The sequence below is a fragment of the Plasticicumulans acidivorans genome, from assembly GCF_003182095.1.
GTDB lineage: Bacteria > Pseudomonadota > Gammaproteobacteria > Competibacterales > Competibacteraceae > Plasticicumulans > Plasticicumulans acidivorans.
In genome coordinates, this window is the sequence record NZ_QGTJ01000011.1 from 71,433 (window position 1) to 96,445 (window position 25,013).

Genomic DNA, 25,013 nt, shown 5'->3' on the forward strand with positions numbered 1-25,013 from the left:
CCATGACCAGCAGCGCCGAACTTCGCACAGCCTTTCTGGAATTCTTTCGCGCCCGCGGCCACGAAGTCGTGGCCAGCAGCCCGCTGATCCCGGGCAACGACCCGACGCTGCTGTTCACCAACGCCGGCATGGTGCAGTTCAAGGACGTCTTTCTCGGCAGCGACCACCGTCCCTATGCCCGCGCGACCACGGCGCAGCGCTGCGTGCGCGCCGGCGGCAAGCACAACGACCTGGAGAACGTCGGTTACACCGCGCGTCACCACACGTTCTTCGAGATGCTCGGCAACTTCAGCTTCGGTGATTACTTCAAGCGCGAAGCCATCCACTTCGCCTGGGAGTTCCTCACCGTGGTGCTCAAGCTGCCGGCGGAGAAGCTCTGGGTCACCGTCTACGCCAGCGACGACGAGGCGCATGCCATCTGGGCGCAGGAGATCGGCGTGCCGGTCGAGCGCATCGTGCGCATCGGTGACAACAAGGGCGCAGCGTATGCCTCCGACAACTTCTGGCAGATGGGCGATACCGGTCCCTGCGGTCCGTGCACCGAGATCTTCTATGACCACGGGCCGGATGTTGCCGGTGGTCCCCCGGGCTCGCCCGACGAGGATGGCGACCGCTACATCGAGATCTGGAATCTGGTGTTCATGCAGTTCAACCGCGACGAATCCGGCACGATGCATCCGCTGCCGAAGCCGTCGGTCGACACCGGCATGGGGCTCGAACGCCTGGCCGCGGTGCTGCAGCACGTGCATTCGAACTACGAGATCGATCTGTTCGTGCGTCTGATCGCGGCGGCGGCGGCGGCCACCAACGTGCGCGATCTGCATTCGCCGTCGCTGAAGGTCATCGCCGACCACATCCGCTCGACCGCTTTCCTCATCGTCGACGGCATCGTGCCGTCCAACGAAGGGCGCGGCTATGTCCTGCGGCGCATCATGCGCCGGGCGATCCGCCACGGTTACAAGCTCGGTCAGAACCAGCCGTTCTTCCACCGCCTGGTGGCGCCGCTTGTCGCCGAGATGGGCGCGGCCTATCCGGAGCTGGCCGCCGCACAGGATTTCGTCACCCGCACGGTGCTCGGTGAGGAAGAGCAGTTCGCCAAGACGCTGGAGACCGGCATGAAGCTGCTGGAAAGCGTCATCGCCGAGCTCAGCGGCACGGTCATTCCCGGCGAGGTGGTGTTCCAGCTCTATGACACGCACGGCTTCCCGGTCGATCTGACGGCCGACATCGCCCGCGAGCGCGAGCTGTCACTGGACATGGCCGGTTTCGAGCGGGCGATGGAGGCGCAGCGCGCCCGCTCGCGCGCTGCCAGCCAGTTCGGCACGTATCGCAGTGATTCCATTGCCGTTGCCGGCAGCACTGAATTCAGCGGTTACACGACGCTCGAAGACGCCGGCACCATCGTGGCCCTGTTCCGCGACGGCGAGCCGGTCGAGCAGCTGCAGGCGGGCGAGGAGGGCATCGTCGTGCTCGACAGCACGCCGTTCTATGCCGAGTCGGGCGGTCAGGTCGGCGACAGCGGTCTGCTGCGCACGGCGGCGGCGCAGTTCACCGTCAGCGACTGCCGCAAGCAGGGCGAAGGCGCGTTCCTGCACATCGGTCAGTTGACGGCCGGCCAGTTGAATGTCGGTGAGCGCGTCGAAGCACAGGTCGATGCCGCCCGTCGCGCGGCGATCCGCCTCAATCACTCGGCGACGCACCTGTTGCACGCCGCACTGCGCCAGGTGCTCGGCACTCACGTACAGCAGAAAGGTTCGCTGGTCGATGCCGAGAAGCTGCGCTTCGACTTCTCACACGCCGAGGCCGTGACGCCGGCGCAGCTGGAGCAGGTAGAACGCATCGTCAATGCGCAGATCCGTGCCAACGTCGCCATCGAGACGCAGCTGATGGACATCGATGCCGCCAAGGCGGCCGGGGCGATGGCGCTGTTCGGTGAAAAATACGGCGATATCGTGCGTGTGCTGTCGATGGGCGAATTCTCGACCGAGTTATGTGGTGGCACGCATGCCAGCCGCACCGGCGATATCGGCCTGTTCAAAATCGTCTCCGAAGGTGGCGTCGCCTCCGGCGTGCGGCGTATCGAGGCCGTTACCGGCGCCGGTGCTTATGAGTGGCTGCATCGACTTGAGCAGACGGTGCGCGGCGTCGCCGCGCTGGTCAAAGGCGATGCCGGTTCGCTGGAGAGCAAGGTCCGCGCCCTGGCCGAGCGCAGCCGTACACTCGAAAAGGAAGTCGAGCAGCTCAAGGGTAAACTCGCCAGCTCGCAGGGCGGTGATCTCGCCGCGCAGGCGGTACAGGTCGCCGACATTCAGGTGTTGGCGGCGCGCCTCGATGGTGCCGATGCCAAAACCCTGCGCGATACCATCGATCAATTGAAGAACAAGCTGCATTCCGCCGCGGTCGTGCTGGCGGCCGTCGAGGACGGCAAGGTACGGCTGGTGGCGGGTGTTACCGCTGATCAGACCTCGCGGGTGAAGGCGGGCGAGCTGGTCAACTTCGTCGCGCAGCAGGTCGGTGGCAAGGGCGGCGGCCGTGCCGATCTGGCCCAGGCCGGCGGCACCGATCCGACGCAGCTCGATGCCGCGCTTGCCGGCGTGGCGGGCTGGGTCGCCGCACAGCTCTGAACCTCAATCTGTTTCCAACCGTTGCTTTACCGCAGAGAACATCATGGCTCTCATCGTCCAGAAATACGGCGGCACCTCGGTCGGCTCGATCGAGCGCATCGAGAACGTCGCCCGCAAGGTCATCGGCTATCGCGAGCAGGGACACGACGTGGTCGTCGTGGTCTCGGCGATGAGTGGTGAGACTGATCGTCTGATCGGTCTGGCCAATGCGATTTCGCCGCGGGCGAATCCGCGCGAGCTCGACGTGCTGATTTCCACCGGCGAGCAGGTCACGATCGCCCTGCTGTGCATGGCGCTGATCAAGCTGGGGCAGCCGGCGAAGTCGTATACCGGCGCGCAGGTGTCGATCCATACCGACAGCGCCTTCAACAAGGCCCGCATCGAGTCCATCGATGATGCCCGCATCCGCGCCGATCTGGCCGCCGGGCGCGTCGTGGTCGTTGCCGGTTTCCAGGGCATCGATGCAGACGGCAACATCACCACGCTGGGACGCGGCGGTTCCGATACCACCGGTGTTGCGCTGGCGGCGGCCCTGAAGGCCGATGAATGCCAGATCTTCACCGATGTCGATGGCGTCTATACGACGGACCCGCGCATCGAGCCGAGGGCGCGACGTCTCGATCGCATCACCTTCGAAGAAATGCTGGAGATGGCCTCGCTCGGCTCGAAGGTGCTGCAGATCCGCTCCGTCGAATTCGCCGGCAAGTACAACGTCCCGCTGCGCGTGCTCTCCTCGTTCCAGGAGGGCAACGGCACGCTCATTTCGCTTGAGGAAGAGAATATGGAAGCTGCGCTGATCTCCGGTATCGCCTTCAGCAAGGCTGAAGCCCAGATCACCGTCACCGGCGTGCCGGATCGGCCCGGCATCGCCTTCGGTATTCTCGGCGCGGTGTCCGACGCCAACATCGAAGTCGACATGATCGTCCAGAACATCGGCCGTGACGGGACGACCGACTTCACGTTCACAGTGCTGCGCACCGACTACGAGCGCACGCTGGAGATCGTCAAGCGGCAGGCGACGGATCTGGGGGCGCGCGAAGTCAAGGGCGACAACAAGATCGTCAAGATTTCGCTCGTCGGTGTCGGCATGCGCTCGCATGCGGGCATTGCCAGCAAGATGTTCCAGGCGCTGGCCAACGAAGGCATCAACATCCGCATGATTTCGACCTCGGAGATCAAGATTTCCGTGGTCGTGGATGAGAAGTATCTTGAGCTCGGCGTGCGCACCCTGCACGACGCCTTCGAGCTCGATCAGGCTCCCTCTGTCTGATTCTGCAGTGGGAAGCGCTTGTCGCGTCGACACCGGCAAGCGCTTTTTTCTACGCTCCTGTTGTGAATAACAATCAACAACCTGCCTTTGGGAGCGCAGTTTAGTTAGAGTCGAGAAAGTCCCCGCTGACGAGGGACGTGCAGCCAATAAGCTGGAATCGAAAGACATACAAGGAGTAAGGCCATGCTAATCCTGACCCGCCGAGTGGGCGAAACGTTGATGATCGGTGACGAGGTCACTGTGACCGTACTGGGAGTCAAGGGCAATCAAGTCCGCATCGGCGTCAACGCGCCCAAGGATATCGCTGTGCACCGTGAGGAAATCTACGAGCGCATCAAGCGTGAACAGGACGGTGACACCGCTGAGCATCCGGATGCGGTTTGACGTTTCAAACCTTTGACGGATGTCCGCGATATCAGTAGAATTCGCGGCCTCGGTCGAGCCGACACTTAAAAACGGAGAGATGGCCGAGTGGCTGAAGGCGCTCCCCTGCTAAGGGAGTATAGGGGCTTAAACCTCTATCGAGGGTTCGAATCCCTCTCTCTCCGCCAAGTAAAAAAGCAGTTGACAGTATATTTTATCAGCTGCATAATACGTGCCATGTTTAGTTTGCGCCCGTAGCTCAGTTGGATAGAGTACCTGGCTACGAACCAGGTGGTCGGAGGTTCGAATCCTTCCGGGCGCGCCAATATTGAAAAGCCTTGATCTTTACTGATCAAGGCTTTTTTGTTGTGTGTTTTTTACTATTGCCGGCCAAGTCATCCGCAAGGTTTTGTCATGGAATGGCTGATTATTCGTGGCATGAATGTTTTTTCTTTACTTCTTGATTGCTCCTCCAACATTTTTCCGAAATGTTTGGCGAGGAGCTTCATAACGAGGAGAAAAGTACGTTTGTTGCGGATCTGGTCTTGGCGTCTCTAGCAAAGGCGCTCCCATCTGTCGCCTGCCAACGAAGGGGGACAAGCGAGGGGAATACTGGATCGCTACTGGCGCAACGTTTGTAGCGGATGTGCAGGCTTCGAAAACGATTGAGTCGTCCGTGTGTGCTCTCAACAACACCGAAGGTGTTGCACCACGGCTCGATTCCGCGCCGGTGCGGGTCTTCGTTGGTGGCGCGTAGTCCTTGTTGGTTTTGTTGTGGTGCGGGGATGGACAAGACGTGAATGCAGGCTGTGTGGCGCCGAAAGGCGACGCCGTTCTACGTCTAAGTGTATCCGCGTTCAGTCGTCGGATGGGGGGCTGTCGGTGCGCGGTGGGTGAGTGATGTCTGCTTGGCGGCCGTTTGCACAAGAGCTGCTGCCGTATTGTTTTGTCTTGGCAGGCTCGTGCTTGTAGTGCTTTAGCTGATGCGAAATGAAAGGCTGTCGTAACGGAAAATAAAAAAAGCCGACCTAAGTCGGCTTTTTTATTAATTGGTCGGGGTGACAGGATTCGAACCTACGACCCCTACGTCCCGAACGTAGTGCTCTACCAGGCTGAGCTACACCCCGAAATGCTAGTTCGTCCGATTCACTGAAAAATCAGCGAGAGCAATCAGTGCTTGTCGAAATTCGGAATCCGGGAGAATTTCAACGGCCTGAATTGCTGCATCGGCCTGCTGTCTAGCGAGGTGCGCAGTATAGTGGGTGGCGCCACTGCTTGCAATCGCTTGTGTGACAATTTCGATCTGTTCGCGGCCGCCGGTTTCGATGGCGTGCCGGATGATTGCTGCTTGCTCGGGCGTGCCATGGCGCATGGCGTGAATCAGCGGCAGGGTCGGTTTGCCCTCAGCGAGGTCGTCGCCAATATTCTTGCCGATCTCGTCAGTTGCCGCGGTGTAGTCGAGTAAATCGTCGACCAGCTGGAAGGCCGTGCCGAGATGCAGGCCGTATGTTGCCATCGCCTGTTCGACTTCATTCGCTTGGTGTGCGACTACAGCACCAAGCCGGCTGGCTGCCTCAAACAGTTTTGCAGTCTTGCAGCGGATGACCTCCATGTAATGTGCCTCGGTGGTATCCGGGTCGTGGCAGTTGAGCAACTGCATGACCTCGCCTTCGGCAATCCTGTTGGTCGTGTCGGCCAGAATGCGCATGACCGGCATGCTGTCGAGAGCGACCATCATCTGGAACGAGCGCGAGTAGAGGAAATCACCCACGAGGACGCTGGCCTCGTTGCCCCATATCGTGTTCGCCGTCTCGCGTCCGCGTCGTAGCTCAGAGGCGTCGACGACGTCGTCATGGAGCAGTGTCGATGTATGAATGAACTCGATGATGGCCGCGAGGCTGATGTGAGCCGTGCCCGCGTAGCCACACGCCCGTGCGGCGAGTGTGGCGATGATCGGACGCAGTCGTTTACCGCCGCTATTGATGATGTATTCGCTGATCTGGTTGATCAACACGACTTCAGAATGCAAAGCCTGACGGATCAGATCGTCGACCGCCTGCATGTCGCTGGCTGCGAGCTTGCGTACGTCTTGGATATTCATTAGGGGGCGTGCGGTTGCGGCGGGAATGGGGCGCAAGCAAGTCCTGCGCGATTGTTGAGTGCCGCGCCTGCCTAGGCCGCGGTCGGTGAGCAAGTGTAGCGCGCCGTGCATCCCAGCGTTACAGGGCTCGTTGGCAGGAGACAAGCGATTTGACCAAGGGTTCACAGGCCGGTAGAATCGCTGCCCTTTAGTTGAGCGCTCAACGAATTCTGTCCGGAGATCCAGGAATGTACGCTGTCATCAAGACCGGCGGCAAACAGTACCGCGTTGCTGAAGGTCAGACCCTCAAGGTCGAAAAGCTTAATCTCGACGAGGGTGCTCCCGTCGAAATCACGGATGTGCTGCTGGTTTCTGATGGTGAGCAGGTGACTGTCGGCCAGCCGCTGGTTACCGGTGCCAAAGTGACCGCCACGGTGCAGTCGCACGGCCGCGCAAAGAAGGTGGAAATCATCAAGTTCCGCCGCCGCAAGCACCATATGAAGCGGCAGGGCCACCGTCAGTACTTCACCGAGCTGAAGATCACTGGCATCAGCGCCGGCTAATTTTGAGGAGTCTAAGCCATGGCACATAAAAAGGCCGGCGGTTCCAGTCGGAACGGTCGCGATTCAGAATCGAAGCGTCTTGGCGTCAAGTTGTTCGGTGGGCAGCAGTGTTCTGCCGGCAGCATCATCGTGCGTCAGCGTGGCACCCAGTTCCATGCGGGGAGCAACGTTGGTCTCGGCACTGACCATACCCTGTTCGCCAAGGCGGACGGGCGGGTGGTTTTCGAGACCAAAGGCCCGAAAGGCCGTCGCTATGTGAGTATTGTCCCGGCCTGACATTGTTTCCGGTCGAGGTTAGGAGCCCCGTCACTGTGCGGGGCTTTTTCGTTTCTTGTCCGCGGTTCTTGAGTGAGGGCGGTCTGCGATGAAATTCGTTGATGAGGCGTCCATTCGCGTACAGGCGGGCGATGGCGGTAACGGGTGTGTCAGCTTCAGGCGTGAGCGCTTTATTCCGTTCGGAGGCCCGGATGGCGGCGACGGCGGCGATGGCGGCAGCGTCTATTTGCTGGCCGATTCGGACCTGAATACGCTGGTCGATTTCCGCTTTACGCGAAGTTTCAAGGCAGAGCGTGGCGAAAATGGTAGCGGGGCTAACAAAACGGGGCGCAGCGGGCAGGATTTGTTGATCCCAGTGCCTGTGGGAACCAGCGCTATCGATGCTGATACCGAGGAGCTGATCGGCGACCTGGTGAAGCCAGGACAGCGCTTGCTGGTAGCCAAAGGCGGATTTCATGGCATCGGCAATGCGCGCTACAAGACTGCAACCAATCGGGCGCCGAGGCAGGCCAAGCCGGGGACGGTCGGTGAGGTTCGCACCCTGAATCTGGAGTTGAAGGTTCTTGCCGATGTTGGTTTGCTCGGTATGCCCAATGCCGGCAAGTCGACGCTGATCCGGGCGGTGTCAGCAGCCAGGCCGAAGGTGGCTGATTACCCGTTTACTACCTTGCACCCGAATCTCGGCGTCGTTCGTGTTGGTCCTCTGAAAAGCTTCGTCATGGCGGACATCCCCGGGCTGATCGAGGGTGCGGCCGAGGGGGCAGGGCTGGGGGTGCGCTTTCTCAAGCACTTGTCGCGCACCAGCCTGTTGCTGCACCTGGTTGATATGAGTCCGTACAGCGATAGTAGTGACCCTGTCGCCGACGTGCGTGTGATTGAGCAGGAGCTGGCGAAGTACAGCGAGGAGCTGGTGGGGCGCGAGCGCTGGCTGGTGCTCAACAAGCTCGATCTCGTCGCTGCCGAGGAGCGTGAACAGCGTGTGCAGATGGTGATCGACGGGCTTGGGTGGTCCGGGCCGGTTTTTCGCCTGTCGGCGATCAGTGGAGAGGGCGCTGATGCCCTGTGCTGGGCCATCATGACCCATCTGGATGCGGCTCGTGCATTGATCGACGACTCGGCGATCGAGCCGGATGATGCTGTGGTCGGAGATGCGGGTTCCGCATCGGAAGAGGATTGAAGCGGAATGACATGTGATCGCGTGGCGCTGGGGCAGGCACGGCGCTGGGTGGTGAAGATTGGCAGCGCGATGGTGACGGACGAGGGGCGTGGGCTCGATGCTCATGCCATCGATGCCTGGGTCGCGCAGCTCGCGGGGCTGCACCGCGAGGGGCGTGACGTGATCATTGTTTCATCCGGGGCTGTGGCGGAAGGCATGCGCCGGCTCGGCTGGAGTGTGCGGCCGCAAGCGTTGCACGAACTGCAGGCAGCGGCGGCCGTCGGGCAGATGGGGCTGGCGCAAGCCTGGGAGGCGGCTTTTCAGCGCGAGGGCATCCGTACCGCTCAGATCTTGCTGACGCATGACGATGTCCGGAATCGCCAGCGTTATCTCAACGCGCGCGGCACCTTGCGGACGCTGATTGGTCTGGGGGTCATTCCCGTTGTCAATGAGAACGATACCGTGGCGTTCGAAGAGGTGCGCTTCGGTGACAACGATACCTTGGGCGCCCTGGTTTCCAATCTGATCGAAGCGGAGCTTTATGTGATCCTGACGGATCAGAAAGGCTTGTTCGATCGTGATCCGCGCAGCAATCCCGATGCGGTCTTCATTTCCGAGGCGAGCGCAGGTGCGCCAGAGCTCGAAGACATGGCTGGCGGTGGCAGCAGTGGCGCGCTGGGGCGTGGTGGGATGCTGACCAAGGTGCGTGCGGCGGCCAAAGCGGCGCGTTCAGGCACCTCGACGATTCTGGCCTGGGGGCGGGAGCATGAAGTGCTGCGCCGGATCAAGCGCGGAGAGGCGCTCGGTACGCTGCTGCATGCGGATCAGGCGCCCGATACGGCGCGCAAACAGTGGCTGGCCGTGCAAATGCAGGTGCGTGGGCATCTGCATCTCGATGCCGGCGCGGTGCATGCGCTCTGTGAATGCGGCAAGAGCCTGCTGCCGGTTGGGGTTCGCGGCGTCGATGGGGATTTTCAGCGAGGTGAGCTGGTGGCCTGTCTTGGGCCGGATGGTGTGGAAGTGGCGCGTGGTTTGATCAACTACAGCGCCGCCGATACCGCACGCATCATGGGCAAATCGACCTCGGCAATCGAGCATATGGTGGGCTATGTCGATGTGCGCGAGCTGATTCACCGCGATGATCTGGTGCTAGTGTAGGTGCTGGTCGGCTTTCACCTGCCGCCAGGACAATAAAAAAGCCGGGATTACCGGCTTTTTTATTGCTTACTGATGATGTGTTTACGCCATCGCCTTGATGTGGGCCGACAGGCGGCTCTTGTGGCGGGCGGCTTTGTTCTCATGAATCAGGCCCTTGCGGGCAGTGCTGTCGATGACCGATGCCGCCTCGCGGAAAACCGACTCGGCTTGAGATTTGTCGCCGGCCTGAATGGCCGCGAAGACCTTCTTCACATAGGTGCGAAAGCGAGAGCGCTGGCTCGCATTGTGCTGGCGGGCCTTTTCCGCCTGGCGGACGCGCTTCTTGGCTTGAGCAGTGTTGGCCAAAGTTGTGGCTCCTGTTCTCTAATGCAGTCCACCGCCCGGCAGGGGCGGCCTTGTTACGAAAAGGCGGGAATTATCTTGGGCTTGTGTTGACTTGTCAACGCTTTGCGGTATGGCTGACAGCTGCGGCGGGCATCCCTATGATGCGCCGCTTCGACCCTGTCGCGCTGCAGCATCCACGATGAGCAAATCCCTGTTGAAGTCCACCGGCCTGGTCAGTGCGATGACCTTTCTGTCGCGGCTGCTCGGTTTTGTGCGCGACATGATCTACGCGCAGTTATTCGGTGCCGGTGCTGGCATGGACGCCTTCAACGTTGCGTTCCGCATTCCGAATCTGTTCCGGCGACTGGTGGGCGAGGGGGCGTTTTCACAGGCCTTCGTGCCCGTATTCTCGGAGTATCGGACGCAACGTGAACCTCAGGAGCTCAAACAGCTCGTCGACCAGGTGGCCGGGACTCTGGGTACGGTGCTGCTGCTGCTGACGGCGCTGGGGATGGTCGGCGCGCCGCTGCTGGTCTGGGTGTTCGCCAGCGGCTTCGGTGATGAGCCGCATAAATTCGCCCTGACTGAGCAGTTGCTGCAGATCACGTTTCCCTACGTGCTGTGCATCTGTCTGACGGCATTCGCCGGCGGCATCCTCAACAGCTGCGGGCATTTTGCCGTGCCGGCGCTGACGCCGGTATTGCTCAACGTGACGATGATCGCCGCCGCCCTGTGGGCGGCGCCGTATTTCGATGAGCCGGTGCTGGCGCTAGGGTGGGGGGTGGCGCTGGCCGGCGTGCTGCAGCTGCTGTTTCAGCTGCCGGCCCTGCGCGCGCTGCATCTGTTGCCGCGTCCGCGGCTGGCCTGGCGAGCCGATGGCGTGCGCCGGATCATGCGCTTGATGGTGCCGGCATTGATCGGTTCGAGCGCTGCGCAGATCAATCTGCTGATCAACACCCAGCTGGCGTCGACACTGCCCACCGGCAGTGTGTCCTGGCTGTATTACTCGGATCGTCTGGTCGAGTTCGTGCTCGGCATTTTCGGCGCGGCACTGGGTACGGTCATTCTGCCGAAGCTCTCGCGTCAGCATGCGGGTGGCGAGGGTGAGGGGTTTTCCGCGACGCTGGACTGGGGTATGCGCTGGACCCTGCTGATCGGCGTTCCGGCGACCGTGGCGCTGATGCTATTGTCCGGGCCATTGCTGTCGACGTTGTTCATGCACGGTGAGTTTTCTGCCTACGACGTCGAAATGACGACGCGCAGCCTGACCACCTACGGTGCGGGGTTGGTGTCGTACATGCTGGTCAAAGTGCTGGCCCCTGGCTTCTACGCCAGGCAGGACACGCGCACGCCGGTGCGTTTCGGACTGATTTCCATCGGCGCCAACATCGGTTTTCAGCTGGTCCTGGTGCAGTGGCTGGCGCATGCCGGCCTGGCTTTGTCGACGGCGCTGGCGTCATTCGTCAATTGCATCCTGCTCTATTGGCAATTGCGCCGGGATGGTGTCTATCGGCCCTCGCGTGGCTGGTGGGTGTTCGGTATGCGCCTGATCATCGCCAACGTGGCGATGGCCGCCTTCCTGTTCTGGGCCGCCGGCGACCTGGAGCGGGATTGGATGAGTGTTTCGACCCTGGATCGTCTGCTGCACCTGGCATGGCTGGTGCCGGCGGGCGCAGCGGTCTATGCCCTCGTTGCCGTCGGGCTCGGCGTGCGTTTGCGGCATCTGCGTGGGCCGGAAGCATGACAAGCCCCTTTCACACCTTATAATCCCCCGTTCGCTTTTTCCCGGCTGGACGGAATGGAACTGATACGCGGCACGCACAATCTGCGCCCCAGGCATCACGGCTGTGTGGCCACGATAGGTAATTTCGACGGAGTGCATCTGGGGCACCGGGCCGTGCTGGCGCAGTTGCGCGCGCGCGGTGCGGCCTTGTCGTTGCCCGTGCTGGTGATGACGTTCGAGCCATATCCACAGGAATTCTTCGCGCGAGACAATCCGCCGCCGCGGCTGTCCCGTCTGCGGGAGAAGCTCAGTGGTCTGGCTGCCGCCGGTGTCGACCGGGTGTTGGTCCTGCGCTTCGATGAGCGCCTGGCGCAGATGGACCCGGAGGCGTTCGTCGACGAGCTGCTGGTACGGCAGCTGGGCGTGCGGCATCTGGTGGTCGGTGATGATTTCCGCTTCGGGCGCGGGCGGGCTGGCGACTTCGCCCTGCTCGAACGCTGCGGTCGCCGACACGGCTTCGAGGTGGTGCATACGCCGACTTTCGAACTGGAAGGCGGTCGTGTCAGCAGCACGCGCATCCGCGAACTGCTGGCTCGGGGCGAGCTGGATGCGGCGGCGGCATTGCTCGGCCGGCCTTACGCGGTGCAGGGGCGGGTGGCGCACGGCGCCAAACTGGGGCGTACGATCGGTTTCCCGACAGCCAATGTGCACCTGCACCGGCGTTCCACGTCGCTCGATGGTGTCTATGCCGTCACCCTGCAGACCGCGGACGGGCGGCGTTTTGACGGTGTGGCCAATCTGGGGCGCCGACCTACCGTGGGCGGAACCCGTGAACAGCTCGAAGTCCACCTGTTCGAATTCTGTGGCGATCTCTATGGGCGAGCCGTTAGCGTGGAGTTTCGCAAGCATTTGCGAGCTGAACAGCGTTTTGCCTCGCTCGATGCGCTGACGGCGCAGATCGAGCGTGATGCGCAAGCCGCGCGAGCTTATTTCCGCGCGCTTTCTGCGTCCTGAATAAATACATGCGTCGTTTCCGACGCCACCACGAGGTGTGAATACGTGGCCGATTACAAGGACACATTGAATCTGCCGACCACGGATTTCCCGATGCGCGGCAATCTGCCCCAGCGGGAGCCCGAGCAGCTTGCCCGCTGGCAGGCGCTCGATCTGTACACGCGCCAGCGTGAAATCTTTGCCGGTCGCCCGAAGTTCGTCCTCCATGACGGTCCACCCTATGCCAATGGCGATATTCACATCGGCCACGTTCTTAATAAGGTCCTGAAGGACATCATCGTCAAGTCGCGCTCGATGAGCGGCTTCGATGCGCCCTACGTGCCGGGTTGGGACTGTCACGGTCTGCCGATCGAGCACGCTGTCGAAAAGAAGATCGGCAAGGTCGGTGTCAAGGTCGATGCCCGCACTTTCCGCCAGAAGTGCCGCGAATTCGCCCAGTCGCAGGTCGACAAACAGCGCGAGGACTTCATCCGCCTCGGCGTGCTCGGCGACTGGCGCAACCCCTATCTGACGATGAACTTTGCCACCGAGGCGAATATCGTCCGTTCGCTCGGTCGCATCATCGCCAATGGTCATCTGCTGCGCGGTTCGAAGCCGGTCTACTGGTGTCTGGACTGCCAGTCGGCGCTGGCCGAGGCCGAGGTCGAATACGAGGACAAGGAATCGCTGGCGATCGACGTGCGTTTCCCTGTCGTCGATCCGGCGAGCGTCCTGGCTCGCCTGCATCATGCCGATGGTGGCGAGGGCAAGGGGCCGCTGTCTGTCGTGATCTGGACGACCACGCCGTGGACGCTGCCGGCCAATCGTGCGGTCGCGCTCAATGCCGAGCTCGAATATGTCGTCGTGCAGGCGCAGACCGCCCAGGGCAGCGAGCGCCTGCTGCTCGCCGAAGGGTTGCTCAAGGATTGCATGCTGCGCTGGGGCGTCGAGCACTATCAGGTGCTGGCCTACGGCAAGGGCGCTGCGCTCGAAGGGCTGAAGCTGTCGCATCCGTTCTACGAGCGTGAAGTACCGGTGATCCTCGGCGATCATGTGACGCTCGAAGCCGGTACCGGATGCGTGCACACGGCGCCCGCTCACGGCCAGGACGACTACGTCGTCGGCGCCCGCTATGGCCTGCGTGTCGATGACAATCCGGTCGGCGGCGACGGCCGCTTCCTGGCGGACACGCCGCTGTTCGGCGGGCTGCACGTCAGCAATGCCGGCGAACGCATCCTTGATGTGCTGAAAGCCCACGCGCGTTTGCTCCATGCCGAGAAGCTGCGGCACAGCTATCCGCACTGCTGGCGCCACAAGACGCCGATCATTTTCCGTGCGACACCGCAGTGGTTCATCTCGATGGACCAGAACGGGCTGCGCAGTCAGGCACTCGGCGAAATCGAAAAGCTGCAGTTCACGCCGGACTGGGGGCGTGCGCGCCTGGACGGCATGATCGCCAACCGTCCGGACTGGTGCATCTCGCGGCAGCGTTACTGGGGTGTGCCGATCGTACTGTTTACGCACCGCAAGAGTGGTGACCTGCATCCGCGCTGGCAGGAACTGATGGAACAGGTTGCCAGGAAGATCGAAGGCGAAGGCATCGATGCCTGGTTTTCCAGCACGGTGGAAGACTGGCTGGGTGACGAGGCGGTCGATTATGAAAAGGTCACCGATACGCTCGATGTCTGGTACGACTCCGGCACCACGCATTTCTCGGTGCTGGAACGGCGGCCTGAGCTGCAGTTTCCCGCTGATCTGTATCTGGAAGGCTCCGATCAGCACCGCGGCTGGTTCCAGTCCTCGCTGCTGGCGTCGACGGCGATGCGCGGTATCGCACCATACAAGGGCCTGCTGACTCACGGCTTCACCGTCGATGCGCAGGGCCGCAAGATGTCGAAGTCGGTCGGCAATGTCATCGCGCCGCAGGAGGTCATCAAGGAGCTCGGTGCCGATGTGCTGCGCCTGTGGGTGGCGGCGACCGACTACCGCGGTGAGATGACCGTCTCCAAGGAAATCCTGCGGCGCATGGCGGATTCCTACCGCCGTATCCGCAATACCGCGCGCTTCCTGCTGGCGAACCTGGCGGGCTTCGATCCGGCGAAGGATCTGGTTGCAGCGGCCGACATGCTACCGCTCGATCGCTGGGCGGTGGATCGCACCCTGCGCCTGCACGAAGAGGTCAGGCAGAGCTACGAGCAGTACCTGTTCCACGTCATTTACCAGAAGGTCCACAACTTCTGCTCGGTGGATCTCGGCAGCTTCTATCTCGACGTGATCAAGGACCGCCAGTACACCTGCGCGGCCGACAGCCTGGCCCGGCGCTCGGCCCAGACGGCGCTGTTCCATGTGCTCGAAGCGCTGGTGCGCTGGATCGCCCCGATCCTGTCGTTCACTGCCGAGGAAATCTGGTCCTACATGCCGGGCGAGCGCGCCGAAAGCGTGTTCTTCGCGACTTGGTACGAGGGGCTGTTTGCTCTCGATGCCGACGACGCGTTCGGCGTCGAGTACTGGGACCGCCTGATCGCCGTGCGGACGGAAGTCATGCGCGAGCTCGAAAAACTGCGTGCAGCCAATGGCCTCGGTGGTTCGCTCGAAGCCGAAGTCGACTTGTTTGCCGATGAGGCCCTGACCGCCGATCTTGCCCGGCTTGGGGACGAGCTGCGCTTCGTGATGATCACTTCACAGGCGCGCGTACACTCGCTGGCGCAGCGGCCTGCCGACAGCGAGCTCGTGCTCGACGGGCGGTTGGCATTGCGTGTCGTGCGCTCGGCGGCGCCGAAGTGTGCGCGCTGCTGGCACTACCGCGACGACGTCGGTGCGGATCCCGAGCATCCGCAGCTGTGCGGGCGTTGCGTCGAGAACGTCACCGGTGCCGGCGAAGTCCGGTTGTACGCCTGATGCTGCGCTGGCTCTGGCTTAGCGGTTTGGTGCTGGTCATTGATCAGTTGACCAAGTTCGTCGCTGAATCGGTGCTCGCTCCTTATCAGCCCGTGGCGGTCCTGCCGTCGTTCAATCTGATGCTGGCTTACAACACCGGGGCGGCTTTCAGCTTTCTGGCCACCGCCGGTGGCTGGCAGCGCTGGTTGTTCACTGTATTGGCCTTGACCGTATCCGCGGCTTTGCTGGTCTGGCTGCGGCGCCTGCAGGCGACTGAACGTCGCCTCGCCGTGGCGTTGGCGCTGATCCTCGGTGGCGCGGTCGGCAATATGCTCGACCGCCTGCTGTGGGGGCATGTCATCGATTTCATTGATGTTTATCTGGGCAGCAATCACTGGCCAGCCTTCAATGTGGCCGATTCGGCGATTTCGGTCGGCGCCGTGCTGCTGGTGTTCGACAGTCTGTTGTCGCGCAAGTCGACGACGGCCTGACAACCACGGAGACTCACATGCAGATCCAGCTCGCCAACCCCCGTGGCTTTTGTGCCGGCGTCGACCGTGCCATCGAGATCGTCGAACGGGCGCTCGACCTGTTCGGTGCTCCGATCTATGTGCGCCATGAGATCGTCCACAATCGCTATATCTGCGACAAGCTGCGGGCCGAGGGCGCGGTTTTCATTGAGGATCTGGCCGAAGTGCCGGATGGTGCGACCCTGATCTTTTCCGCGCACGGTGTTTCACGGGCGATTCACGATGAGGCCGCGCGCCGTGGTCTCAAGGTGTTCGATGCAACCTGCCCCCTGGTTACCAAAGTGCATATGGAAGTAGTGCGCTACGCCAAACAGGGGACGGCGGTGATCCTGATCGGCCATGCGGGGCATCCCGAAGTCGAAGGCACCATGGGGCATTACGATGCCAGCTGCGGCGGATCGATCCATCTGGTCGAGACCGCAGCGGACGTCGCCCGATTGCAAGTGGCCGATCCAACGCGGCTGGCTTTCGTCACGCAGACGACCTTGTCTGTCGACGATACCGTCGGCGTGATCGATGCGCTGCGCGAGCGCTTTCCGCTGATCGCCGGGCCGCGAAAGGACGACATCTGCTATGCGACGCAGAATCGGCAGGATGCGGTCAAGCAGCTCGCAACCGGGTGTGATCTCGTTCTGGTGGTGGGTTCCCCGAACAGCTCAAATTCGAATCGCCTGCGTGAAATCGCACAGAAGCTCGACGTGCCAGCTTATCTCATTGATACGGCTGCAGATATTGATCATGCCTGGCTGGCAGGCAGGCGACGTATCGGCGTGACCGCCGGGGCCTCGGCACCCGAGGTGCTTGTGCAGGAAGTGCTGACCCGCCTGGGGGAGCTGGGCGCGGAGGTCATGCCCGAACGCGGAGGCATCGTCGAAAACGTGGTGTTTGCCCTGCCGCGTGAATTGCGCAGTTGAGATTGGGCTGCGCTGCGTCCTTCAGGGACGCAGCGCGCTGTGCATAACGTTTACCAGCAATCGGTGGTTGTCACACCCGAAGATGCGCCGCTGACACCGCGTACCCCAAGATGCGTCAGTGTCAGCGTGCCGCAGCGGTCGCCCGTCTGGGCTCCGGTCGGCACGGCCTGCAGGGTATACGAGCTGTCGCTGACGGCCTGAAGGCTCAGGTTGTAGGTCACTGCCGCGCCTGTCTCACGGGGCACCTGTGGTACCGGAAGGGTCGGGCCGGTGCTGCCACCTGCCGCGGCTGTGTAGCGGAAATTAGTCGAGTAATAGCGTTCCATAAAGCCGGCATCTTCAAGCAAACCGGCTTTGGCATCTGCACGCCGACTCTTGCGTACGCTGTCGGTATACGCCGGGTAGGCAATCGCGGCGAGGACGCCGACGATTGCCACTACGATCATCAGTTCAATCAGTGTAAAGCCCTGCTGCGAATGCGATGGATGGTAGTTCACGGTCGTGTTCCTCACTCAAGCTGACGCCAGGAGGCGCGGCGCAGGCTTTCGCCAGGATTACGGAAGGTTGGTGGCTGGCATGTGGCGCTACCACCTGAACACAGCGCCGACTCGCCAGCCAAGACGAGACTGTCGTCAGAGGTCAGTCCGCTGGTCGTTGGATTACCAGTGACTTTTACGCCGATTGCTCCACCGCTGATGCCTTCCAGCGTGATGCTGTCGCTATCGTTGAATAGGCCGTCACCATTGATGTCGAGTGCATAATCATCCGGCGGCAACCCCTGGAGGGCATCCAGCGCGATGAGCCAGCCTGTGTTTTGATCGGCGCAGGGGTCCGTTGCTGCACTGGGAATCAGTGTCGCGAAGAGGACCATGTTCGAGCTCTGCAGATAAGAAGCCGACGTGACGACGCGCTCACCGGTGTCCGGTAATGTGACGTACCAGCCAAGTTTTTGGTCAGAAGGAAGACCATCTGCCGGTATCGAGCTTGGCCACGTAATTTCACTGCGCGTGTCGCTGGAAATTGTACGCAGGTACGAATAAATACTGCCGCTGCTGACCACGCTCGTTACGAATTCACGTGCTTCCAAGCGGCTGCTGTCGAAAGTCGCTGCAGTAGCGGTGCCGCTGGCAACGATGCCACTGTCCCAAATGGCATAGAAGGCCTGCGGGTCGCTCTTCTGGGGATCACCTTTGACGGAGGAGTCGGGATCGTCGGGGTCGAGCAGTGTCGATGTGTCGGCAGTTTCAAAATACTGGCCTGTACCGAAATACACCATGGCGCCAGGCAAGCCGTTGGGGGCAGGGCCGACAGCGGGCTGGGCGGTGATCGGGCAACGACCTCCGTAACGATGGCTCGGGCATGAAGTTGCATTCGCCGTAAAAATGTGAGCAATGCGAGAGGCGCTGGCTGTCTCTGACAAGCTCGCCGCATCACGCAAGTCAAAGCGCCATAAGTTGCCTCGCAGATCACCGGCATAGACGTAATCGGTTGTCGCGTCCCCGTTCATATCGACAGGAAGTGGAGCAGACAAACCATTTGGCCAGTCGTCACTCGCTGCAGGGTCGATGAGGGAGTCGGCGTCGGTGACGTCGAAGGTGGCGATGATGGAACCATCTCCTGCGTTCAGCAAAAACAGCACGGGCTTTTGACCGCTGCTGTTGTAGCCGTTGGCGACGACTGCCGCCCAACGGCCGTCATCAAGCCGGATCAGCTGTGGTTTGCCGTAGACGTAACCGAGATCAGTGCTGTTGCTGCTGCTGAATTCCCACATTACGACATTGCTGGCTGACGTGAAGTGCTCGTCAGTAATGCCGCTGACGTCCAAGGCGAACACGGCGCGTGTTCCAGCCCCGGCAGAGCCGAGTAACAGTGTGTGCCAGCTTGGGGAGTCTGTTGAGCCTAGGTCTGCGTCGCCTATGTACAGAGGGCCATCGACGAAGAAGTGATGCGAACCGTTGAAGCTGCTGTCGGCAAGACGATCCATTTCACCGAGCAACGCGCGCGGAGCGTAAGCAAAGACCTCGTTACCTGTCATTGCATTGAAACCGTGTAGGAAGCCATCGTTGCTGCCAACGTAGAGCATTGGGGTGCGCGATAACGTTTGTTCTCGGTAGTCGAGATATCCGGGGAGGCTGGCGTAGCCAAAGCTTGAGGTCTTGACGTAAACCGGCGCGCTGTTTGCGATATCTCCCAGGGGGGCGCGTGCTGTTCCACTGACTTCCGCATGTACGCGGGCACGCAAGCCTGTTGCGCTGACATCTGTGGTTTCGTGTGATGCATCGCCCCGCAAATAGTCGATCAGCGTTGCGGTGTTGACGGTACCGTCGTCACTGATCAATGCCTGCAGGTAGCTGCTCGATATGAACGTGCTGCTTTCACTATCCCGACGGGCAAATACTGCATTGCTGAGTATGGTTTTTTCCGTGGTCCCGAGCCCGCTGTTCGAAAAATTCGCTGGAGTGTCGGTGCTGAGCAGCGTGTAGATTTTCCGGCTACTGGGTAGTGGCATCGTGGTAGAGGCTTCCCAGGCCTCGCTGCTGAGCAAGCCATCACTATCCAGTTCATAAGCGGTTAGCGTGCCACTCCAGCGTGTGCTGTCAAAGCTGGTCGAGAATACGAGAGTGTCACTATCGAAGCTAAAAGAGCTGAAGGTGCGACTGCCGCCTGACCCTGCACCCAGGGCGACAATTTCCTTCATCATCTGATTCAAGCCTGTACGCAAAGCTTCGGCGGAAGATGCCAGCAGGTATTGGCCGCGGCCATTGATTGTGGCATGCCATAGATCATCAGCTTTCGCACGTACATCTGCGTGCGGGCCGAGCGGGTCTGGCCACGTGCACGGGCTAAGCGTGTCCCCGTCTGTCGTGGTGCAGGCTGTGCCGTTGATGATGGCTTCACGGGTAGCCGTATTTGGGGTTAGCAAGCCACCGACACCGAAGCCCACCGCGTAAGTATTCAGGTGTTGCCAGAAGGCAGGGTCCGTGCTGGTGGCGCGCAGGTTGTTGCAGAATTCATCGGAGCAGTCGGTTGAGCCGCTAGGCTGGAGATCCGTGCCCCAGTACTTCATTGCGAAGTCAGCGAGTGTGTTGTTGCGTGTATCCGGGCCAGGGTCTTTATACGGAGTAATTGGCTCATATTGATAGCATACAGTTGAGCTTCCGCTGCCTTCGCAAGCACCTTCCGTGGGGGTGCTAAGCGAACTTGGGCCGTAAATCGGGTCACCAGATCTGCTGTCGGCATCGCCTGGTGCTTCGCTACGGACAGTGCTGGATATATCGCTTGTTGTGTCTCTGTAATAGCCGTCCGTCGTGATCAATACGTAATTGCGTCGGCAGCTGGCTGGCGTAGTGCCATCAGGGGTGCCAAGAGTATTTTGCCAAGGGTTGTCGGGATTGCTGGCATTATAACGGTGGGCAAAGTAAGCCCCAACATCGTTAAATGCAAGTCGAGTTGATGTCCCTCCATTTACTGGGCGGCTGAGAATTGCTTGTAACAGCGTTTCTTTTGCGCTTGAGTTGCTGAGCGGGCGAACAGGGAGTGCGCTACCACCTTTGGTGGGTGCGGAAGAACTGCTGCATGACGTTGAATCGAGGTAGTTCGTTAGTGTGCACGAGCCTGATGCGGCGCTGTCGTATAAATCCGTGAATGTCACACCTACTCGTATATTGCCCGGTAATTGATTGATGACTCTGTGCACAGCGCCTTTCATTGTGCCGATGCGGGTGCGGTAATACTGGTACCAGTTGGCGAAGTTCTGAACTTCGTCAGCAATTGATGTAATAGCTACAGGGGTTCCACCAATCGTTGCGGGACGAGTGATATTTGCCGCACTGTAGATTCTGAGAAGCTCATCCGGAGAGCTTAAAGTTTCTTCAGCGGCTGATTCGGCTGTGCCCGTATTACGCAGAATTTTAACAAAGAGCGCACCATCATCATTTTTTCCAATGATGACGCGTGAATAGCGAGCGCTGCCGCTGAGCCCGGGATGTTCTGGGAAATAAAATGTAATTGGTTGAAATGCATATGTGTAGCTGCGATTTATCACCATGCCCAAGTCTGTTAATGTTTGTTGAAACAAAGCTCTGCAGCTTGAGAGTGAGTGTGCTGAGGTATCAGATGAAATCCCCTGCCATCGACGAACGCTGCTATTGGCAAGGTAAAGATTAGTGCGCGGGATGGAGATGCTGCCTACGTCCCAGCTGGTGCCGTCATTCCGCGGTTCGGCCAGCCTGACCTGAGTATTGCTAGGGTCGGCATTCTCATAACCTGACCACGGTTCATAACGTTGCCGCGGGTCATAATACAGTGCATTGTAATCTGCACTGCGCATCAAAATATCGGTTTCCAACTCGCAGCCAAACGCGTTGGGTTGCTCCGGGTTGAAATAGGCCATGAAAGTGCTGCCGGATGCCGTCGAGCATGATGCTGACTGCCACGAGTTGATGCATGGCCAGCTTTCGACTAAAGCAGCGGAGCCAATTTCGTCGCTGTTCATGCTGTTGGAGTTATCGAACAGCAAAATTAAGTTCGGATCGACGCCACTGACCATAGATAACGGTACTTGGGCCAGGCTGTTCTCGGCTGACGATGCGGGTGACGTGTTCGCCACGCTCATCATTAGCGCTAAAGCCAGCCCGCAGTAAGTGTTTCCTGGGGATTTGCGAATTCCTTGCATGGTGCCTCCCCGCGACCCTATAGGTCTGCCGGTATCAATCACTGAAGCAAATATGTGCTTTCAAGCAGCACGATGGCGCCACCTGAGCCGCCCGATGATGCGGCCGTGACTCGGCGCACTTTCTTTTCCGAGCTTGGTTCGCTCGGGTTGCAGGGGGCAGTGCAGGGTTCGACGATCGTTCCTGCGTTCTCGATGATGTAGCGGGGGGATTGACGCAGGTAGGTGCTGGAATCTTCCACCGTTGCACCATCTGGTGTTGTCGGTGCCGTTGTGGTCAAAGGACTGGTAGCGGGACATATGGCTGCGGTTGCAGCTGTTGCTGAGCTATCGAGATCCTCTGCCGTGAGATCACTGGCCGAAACGCAGCTTGCTGGGGTGTCTGTACTTGCCATCGAGCTGAGTAGCGCTGTTTTGACATGGCTGTTCGGGCCGCAGCCGGTGGCGCAGCCGGTCGTGTACGTCAGCAGGGTGGCTGACTTGTTTGTGAGCACCCACTCGGAGTCACGCAGCGCAGCTTCCGAACCCTCGAATGCGCGTTCGAGATCACTCTGGTTGCTGACCATGCGCTCGTTGAGCCAGGAGCCGCGGTAGGCACTGAGGCCGATAACACTCATCAGCAGCAGCACGATGAGCGCTACGACGAGCGTTGCACCTCTTTCTCGATCACGATTGAAAGGGATGGCGCTCGAATGAATACGCTTCGCCATTTTCACTATTGGCCTCCTACCTGAGTCGGTTGCGCAACGCCACAGTGGTTGTGAATGTGCATTGCGGCACGACCGTTCCGCTCTCGTCCGAGCAAGGAAAGCTGCGGGAGTCTGGGCTATCTACCTGAATAGTGATCTGAATGCTGGTTACCTGTTTCCATTTTGTGTCTGTGTCCAGCTGAGAGGCATTGACGTACTGGATCGAATTCGTTTCTGGCTGCCAGCCATAGAGGATGTCCAGTTTGCTCACGTAATCAACGAGCGGACCTGCTGTACCAGGCGTGCTAAGTTCGCTGCCTGGATAGTCAGCGCATTGCAGATTGGATATGCCGGTATCTTCGTCGACAGCAACCCGAAAAGCCGAACGCACGACGTCGTTCATCGTTTCGAAACGTGTGCCAGCGCAACCGGTCATCGTGCCATCGCTGATGTAGCGCAGGCTGAGTGTATCGTTGGCACTGCTGCCTTCGGTGCCGAGTACTGCGCAGTTGCCTGAACTGGTGTCGACAGCGTTTGAGCAAGGAAGGAGAACGATGTCGGCACGTGGTTCGTAACCTGCCATGCGCGCATGGCGGGCTAGCAGTTCGAGTGCAACGCGGCCGTTCTCCTGGATACGCGCTACCGTTTCCCGTACTCGATAAGTTTGCCGGCTGCTGAGAAATAGCTGTAGAGCGCCTGCAATCAGTAGTAGTCCGAGCGTAATGCTGACCATTAGCTCGATCAGCGTCATGCCTTTGTTGCTGTGGGTCCGGTTGCCTGGCGCTCGGCGTTTTGTCGTCATGGCCATGGACGGAAGCTCACCTGCCACGCCGGCGTGGCGTCGCCGGGGATGCTGCAGTCCTCTCGGCGGTACGGCCGCTCAGGATCACGCTCTTCATCCCAGAACAGCATGATCGTCCATACTTTGCTTTCGTCGACATCAGCAGTAGACGTGTCGTCGGCAGGGTGGCGGACTGTGGCAACACCATGCAGCACCCGCGCATCGACGGATTGAGCCCATTTGTGCAGATCTGCGGCAGCCTGCTGCGCGGAGGTGCAGACGGCTGAGGTGCATGTAGTAGCGTCGGTGGCATCGCGTGCTGCACAAAATGCGTCCGTGCTTGCGAGCTCATAATTATCCCCTCCATTGGGATTGGCCCTGATGCGGTCGGCTAGTTCATGGCCTAACGCCGTCGCCTGCGAGCGAATCATTGCTGTGCTTGCATCGCGCAGCGCGCGAGCCTGCAGGCCAGCCAAGCCGAGCAAACCTATGCCGATGACAGCGACAGTGACGAGTACTTCAATCAACGTAATTCCACTTGCTGTTCGCAGATGGAATTGAGGTATGTGAGAACCGGTGGGTTTCATTATGCGTACCTCATTCCATCAGCCGCCACAGCTGTCTGCATGCGCGAATGTTGTGCTCCGTACGCGCCCTTGTAAATTGACGACGACCGTGCGCTGCAATACTCCGCCAGCAGAGTCGGGCATGCAAAAGGCAATTGTTCCTGTCCGACCGGAAAGGAGGCCGACTGAATTGAAAGTGATGCCGTTGGTGGAGGCAAACGTGCTGGTTGAGGTAATCCCTGTAGTTGCCTGCACTTCATGGTGGCTGAGCATTTGGTCGCTTGTTGCGGCAGCCGCGTAAACAACCTGCCAGCCGGTACGGTAGCTGACGGGAGTCGCCGGATCGTTGCAGGAAGGGAGTGCACCCGCTGTCAGAGCGTCAATTTGAGCGCAGACGCGCACTTTGGTGCCACGGCGCAGCGCTTCCATACGCGCGAGTGTCAGATCGCTCAAGAGGTCAGAAACCAATGCATCGATCTGGCGCTGCTGGATGGTGAAGCGAAAACTCGGGATTCCTACCACGATGAGTATGATCGCGATGGCTAGCGTAACCATCAATTCGATCAATGTCATACCTGTGTGGTACTTGGCGTGTGGCGACATTCCTGACTCCCTGGCTTGTCAGCAGATCACGCTATACTGTATAGTATAGACCACTTTCGCCGAAGTAGCTCAGCCGGTAGAGCAACTGATTCGTAATCAGTAGGTCCGCGGTTCGATTCCGCGCTTCGGCACCATTTTTTAGATAAAACCCACCGTTTGCGGTGGGTTTTTTGTTTTTATGCTTAACGAACCTGAAAAATAAAAAGGCGGCATGGTTTTTAATCACATGCCACCAAATTTCTGTTTTTTATAAGGTAGAGAGGGTATTGCGTTTTACTGCAAATCCAACTAACCCGATACCGAGCAGTGCTAGCATTGCTGGTTCTGGAATGTCGCTGGGAGGAGTGCTGGTCATATTGACAGTAAGAGTAAATCCATCTGCTGAAGATGATTTTTCAGATGTGGTAAATAATACTCTATTGGCATCCCAGCTGATGGTGCTGGTTATGGAGGCTGATGCGCCTGTAAAATCAGCAAGCTCTCCATTAGCGTCGAGGACGCTGATTTCACTGTCTGAAGGGAATGTAAATTCAATATATTTATTGAAGAGTAATGTAAAGCTGTCAGCGGAAACAGATTCGACATAGACATCGAAATTTGGAAAGCTAGTGCCGCCGCCGTACCAGTTGGTAGCAACAGGTGTGTTTGTGTTCGCAATAAGGTCAAACGTTACTTCGCCGTTGATCAAGCTGCCATCGAATGAGTCATAAATGCCGATGGTTACTTGGGGAACGGCCGAAGCCGAGGTCGCAGCGATGCTTAGGCATGCACTAAGTAAAATCTTGAGCAGTGATTTCTTGATCACAATTGAATTCCTCAAAGCGATATAAATGATCGAAAAATTGCTCAAC

At 59.7% G+C, this 25,013-nt stretch carries 22 protein-coding genes and 4 tRNA genes; 16 read left to right on the forward strand and 10 right to left on the reverse strand.

Annotated features, from left to right (window positions below):
* Nucleotides 1–2: 2 nt before the first annotated feature.
* The 5 genes from alaS to C7443_RS16460 all read left to right on the forward strand — a co-directional run bounded on the left by alaS (nt 3) and on the right by C7443_RS16460 (nt 4,582).
* Nucleotides 3–2,624: an alanine--tRNA ligase gene (gene alaS, locus C7443_RS16440; RefSeq protein WP_110019709.1), complete on the forward strand. Its 2,622-nt coding sequence runs from the start codon at nt 3–5 to the stop codon at nt 2,622–2,624.
* A 43-nt stretch (nt 2,625–2,667) separates the two neighbouring features.
* Nucleotides 2,668–3,894, forward strand: a complete 1,227-nt coding sequence (locus C7443_RS16445) for an aspartate kinase (protein WP_110019710.1) — start codon at nt 2,668–2,670, stop codon at nt 3,892–3,894.
* A 183-nt stretch (nt 3,895–4,077) separates the two neighbouring features.
* The gene (gene csrA / locus C7443_RS16450; RefSeq protein ID WP_110019711.1) at nt 4,078–4,278 is read left to right on the forward strand and encodes a carbon storage regulator CsrA; all 201 of its coding nucleotides are present in this window, start codon (nt 4,078–4,080) and stop codon (nt 4,276–4,278) included.
* 73 nt (nt 4,279–4,351) lie between these two features.
* Nucleotides 4,352–4,445 (forward strand) — tRNA-Ser (locus tag C7443_RS16455).
* A gap of 60 nt (nt 4,446–4,505) precedes the next feature.
* Nucleotides 4,506–4,582 (forward strand) — tRNA-Arg (locus tag C7443_RS16460).
* 725 nt (nt 4,583–5,307) lie between these two features.
* Here the strand turns inward: C7443_RS16460 and C7443_RS16465 are convergent.
* Together C7443_RS16465 and ispB are read right to left on the reverse strand one after the other, a co-directional pair.
* Nucleotides 5,308–5,384, reverse strand: a tRNA-Pro gene (locus C7443_RS16465).
* 5 nt (nt 5,385–5,389) lie between these two features.
* Entirely contained in the window at nt 5,390–6,358 is a 969-nt protein-coding gene (gene ispB, locus C7443_RS16470) for an octaprenyl diphosphate synthase (RefSeq protein ID WP_110019712.1), read from the reverse strand.
* Between the two features lie 227 nt (nt 6,359–6,585).
* Between ispB and rplU the strand changes: the two genes are divergently transcribed.
* The 4 genes from rplU to proB all read left to right on the forward strand — a co-directional run bounded on the left by rplU (nt 6,586) and on the right by proB (nt 9,490).
* Complete coding sequence (rplU, locus tag C7443_RS16475) at nt 6,586–6,900, forward strand: 50S ribosomal protein L21 (protein ID WP_110019713.1); 315 nt, start codon at nt 6,586–6,588, stop codon at nt 6,898–6,900.
* Between the two features lie 18 nt (nt 6,901–6,918).
* On the forward strand, nt 6,919–7,176 hold the full coding sequence (rpmA, locus tag C7443_RS16480) for a 50S ribosomal protein L27 (RefSeq protein WP_110019714.1): 258 nt from the start codon (nt 6,919–6,921) through the stop codon (nt 7,174–7,176).
* An 88-nt stretch (nt 7,177–7,264) separates the two neighbouring features.
* Nucleotides 7,265–8,353: an Obg family GTPase CgtA gene (cgtA, locus tag C7443_RS16485; protein WP_110019715.1), complete on the forward strand. Its 1,089-nt coding sequence runs from the start codon at nt 7,265–7,267 to the stop codon at nt 8,351–8,353.
* A 6-nt stretch (nt 8,354–8,359) separates the two neighbouring features.
* Entirely contained in the window at nt 8,360–9,490 is a 1,131-nt protein-coding gene (gene proB / locus C7443_RS16490) for a glutamate 5-kinase (RefSeq protein ID WP_110019716.1), read from the forward strand.
* An 81-nt stretch (nt 9,491–9,571) separates the two neighbouring features.
* Here the strand turns inward: proB and rpsT are convergent, their stop codons facing one another.
* The gene (gene rpsT, locus C7443_RS16495; protein WP_110019717.1) at nt 9,572–9,835 is read right to left on the reverse strand and encodes a 30S ribosomal protein S20; all 264 of its coding nucleotides are present in this window, start codon (nt 9,833–9,835) and stop codon (nt 9,572–9,574) included.
* Between the two features lie 178 nt (nt 9,836–10,013).
* On the opposite strand from rpsT, the gene murJ reads away from it, so the two are divergent.
* The 5 genes from murJ to ispH are packed head-to-tail and all read left to right on the forward strand — an operon-like array spanning nt 10,014 to nt 16,851.
* Entirely contained in the window at nt 10,014–11,558 is a 1,545-nt protein-coding gene (murJ, locus tag C7443_RS16500; protein ID WP_110019718.1) for a murein biosynthesis integral membrane protein MurJ, read from the forward strand.
* Between the two features lie 54 nt (nt 11,559–11,612).
* Nucleotides 11,613–12,551, forward strand: a complete 939-nt coding sequence (gene ribF, locus C7443_RS16505; RefSeq protein WP_110019719.1) for a bifunctional riboflavin kinase/FAD synthetase — start codon at nt 11,613–11,615, stop codon at nt 12,549–12,551.
* Nucleotides 12,552–12,596: 45 nt separating this feature from the next.
* Complete coding sequence (ileS, locus tag C7443_RS16510) at nt 12,597–15,428, forward strand: isoleucine--tRNA ligase (protein WP_110019720.1); 2,832 nt, start codon at nt 12,597–12,599, stop codon at nt 15,426–15,428.
* Complete coding sequence (gene lspA, locus C7443_RS16515; RefSeq protein ID WP_110019721.1) at nt 15,428–15,898, forward strand: signal peptidase II; 471 nt, start codon at nt 15,428–15,430, stop codon at nt 15,896–15,898. The genes ileS and lspA overlap by 1 nt, the downstream gene beginning before the upstream one ends.
* Before the next feature lie 17 nt (nt 15,899–15,915).
* On the forward strand, nt 15,916–16,851 hold the full coding sequence (gene ispH / locus C7443_RS16520) for a 4-hydroxy-3-methylbut-2-enyl diphosphate reductase (RefSeq protein ID WP_110019722.1): 936 nt from the start codon (nt 15,916–15,918) through the stop codon (nt 16,849–16,851).
* A 50-nt stretch (nt 16,852–16,901) separates the two neighbouring features.
* Here the strand turns inward: ispH and C7443_RS16525 are convergent, their stop codons facing one another.
* Nucleotides 16,902–17,348: a type IV pilin protein gene (locus C7443_RS16525; RefSeq protein ID WP_281279421.1), complete on the reverse strand. Its 447-nt coding sequence runs from the start codon at nt 17,346–17,348 to the stop codon at nt 16,902–16,904.
* A gap of 11 nt (nt 17,349–17,359) precedes the next feature.
* Entirely contained in the window at nt 17,360–21,244 is a 3,885-nt protein-coding gene (locus C7443_RS16530) for a pilus assembly protein (RefSeq protein ID WP_170123656.1), read from the reverse strand.
* On the opposite strand from C7443_RS16530, the gene C7443_RS20175 reads away from it, so the two are divergent.
* Nucleotides 21,243–21,494 carry a hypothetical protein gene (locus C7443_RS20175; RefSeq protein ID WP_170123657.1) on the forward strand — a complete coding sequence of 84 codons (252 nt, stop codon included), beginning with the start codon at nt 21,243–21,245 and terminating at the stop codon, nt 21,492–21,494. The genes C7443_RS16530 and C7443_RS20175 overlap by 2 nt on opposite strands.
* Nucleotides 21,495–21,564: 70 nt before the next feature.
* On the opposite strand, the gene C7443_RS16535 is transcribed toward C7443_RS20175, so the two are convergent.
* From C7443_RS16535 to C7443_RS16550, 4 genes are read right to left on the reverse strand one after another with little or no spacing between them, the layout of a single operon-like run.
* Nucleotides 21,565–22,233, reverse strand: coding sequence for a pilus assembly PilX family protein (locus tag C7443_RS16535; protein ID WP_110019724.1), 669 nt, complete (start codon nt 22,231–22,233; stop codon nt 21,565–21,567).
* A gap of 16 nt (nt 22,234–22,249) precedes the next feature.
* Nucleotides 22,250–23,020, reverse strand: coding sequence for a PilW family protein (locus C7443_RS16540; protein WP_110019725.1), 771 nt, complete (start codon nt 23,018–23,020; stop codon nt 22,250–22,252).
* Nucleotides 23,011–23,580 carry a type IV pilus modification protein PilV gene (gene pilV / locus C7443_RS16545; RefSeq protein WP_110019726.1) on the reverse strand — a complete coding sequence of 190 codons (570 nt, stop codon included), beginning with the start codon at nt 23,578–23,580 and terminating at the stop codon, nt 23,011–23,013. Before pilV ends, C7443_RS16540 begins: the two co-directional genes overlap by 10 nt.
* Before the next feature lie 18 nt (nt 23,581–23,598).
* Nucleotides 23,599–24,162 (reverse strand): GspH/FimT family pseudopilin, encoded by a 564-nt coding sequence (locus C7443_RS16550; protein WP_110019727.1) that lies wholly within the window; start codon nt 24,160–24,162, stop codon nt 23,599–23,601.
* A gap of 58 nt (nt 24,163–24,220) precedes the next feature.
* On the opposite strand from C7443_RS16550, the gene C7443_RS16555 reads away from it, so the two are divergent.
* Nucleotides 24,221–24,296: transfer RNA gene (locus C7443_RS16555), tRNA-Thr, on the forward strand.
* Between the two features lie 113 nt (nt 24,297–24,409).
* Here C7443_RS16555 and C7443_RS19970 read toward each other — a convergent pair.
* Entirely contained in the window at nt 24,410–24,967 is a 558-nt protein-coding gene (locus C7443_RS19970) for a PEP-CTERM sorting domain-containing protein (RefSeq protein ID WP_146213326.1), read from the reverse strand.
* Between the last annotated feature and the right edge of the window lie 46 nt (nt 24,968–25,013).

Bases quoted from the DNA above. Each gene is read 5' to 3' on its own strand.
- alaS (WP_110019709.1), top strand. From the start codon at position 3: ATGACCAGCAGCGCCGAACTTCGCACAGCCTTTCTGGAATTCTTTCGC.
- C7443_RS16445 (WP_110019710.1), top strand. From the start codon at position 2,668: ATGGCTCTCATCGTCCAGAAATACGGCGGCACCTCGGTCGGCTCGATC.
- csrA (WP_110019711.1), top strand. From the start codon at position 4,078: ATGCTAATCCTGACCCGCCGAGTGGGCGAAACGTTGATGATCGGTGAC.
- ispB (WP_110019712.1), bottom strand. From the start codon at position 6,358: ATGAATATCCAAGACGTACGCAAGCTCGCAGCCAGCGACATGCAGGCG.
- rplU (WP_110019713.1), top strand. From the start codon at position 6,586: ATGTACGCTGTCATCAAGACCGGCGGCAAACAGTACCGCGTTGCTGAA.
- rpmA (WP_110019714.1), top strand. From the start codon at position 6,919: ATGGCACATAAAAAGGCCGGCGGTTCCAGTCGGAACGGTCGCGATTCA.
- cgtA (WP_110019715.1), top strand. From the start codon at position 7,265: ATGAAATTCGTTGATGAGGCGTCCATTCGCGTACAGGCGGGCGATGGC.
- proB (WP_110019716.1), top strand. From the start codon at position 8,360: ATGACATGTGATCGCGTGGCGCTGGGGCAGGCACGGCGCTGGGTGGTG.
- murJ (WP_110019718.1), top strand. From the start codon at position 10,014: ATGAGCAAATCCCTGTTGAAGTCCACCGGCCTGGTCAGTGCGATGACC.
- ribF (WP_110019719.1), top strand. From the start codon at position 11,613: ATGGAACTGATACGCGGCACGCACAATCTGCGCCCCAGGCATCACGGC.
- lspA (WP_110019721.1), top strand. From the start codon at position 15,428: ATGCTGCGCTGGCTCTGGCTTAGCGGTTTGGTGCTGGTCATTGATCAG.
- ispH (WP_110019722.1), top strand. From the start codon at position 15,916: ATGCAGATCCAGCTCGCCAACCCCCGTGGCTTTTGTGCCGGCGTCGAC.
- C7443_RS20175 (WP_170123657.1), top strand. From the start codon at position 21,243: ATGAAAGTGCTGCCGGATGCCGTCGAGCATGATGCTGACTGCCACGAG.
- C7443_RS16530 (WP_170123656.1), bottom strand. From the start codon at position 21,244: ATGGCCTATTTCAACCCGGAGCAACCCAACGCGTTTGGCTGCGAGTTG.
- C7443_RS16535 (WP_110019724.1), bottom strand. From the start codon at position 22,233: ATGGCGAAGCGTATTCATTCGAGCGCCATCCCTTTCAATCGTGATCGA.
- C7443_RS16540 (WP_110019725.1), bottom strand. From the start codon at position 23,020: ATGGCCATGACGACAAAACGCCGAGCGCCAGGCAACCGGACCCACAGC.
- pilV (WP_110019726.1), bottom strand. From the start codon at position 23,580: ATGAAACCCACCGGTTCTCACATACCTCAATTCCATCTGCGAACAGCA.
- C7443_RS16550 (WP_110019727.1), bottom strand. From the start codon at position 24,162: ATGTCGCCACACGCCAAGTACCACACAGGTATGACATTGATCGAATTG.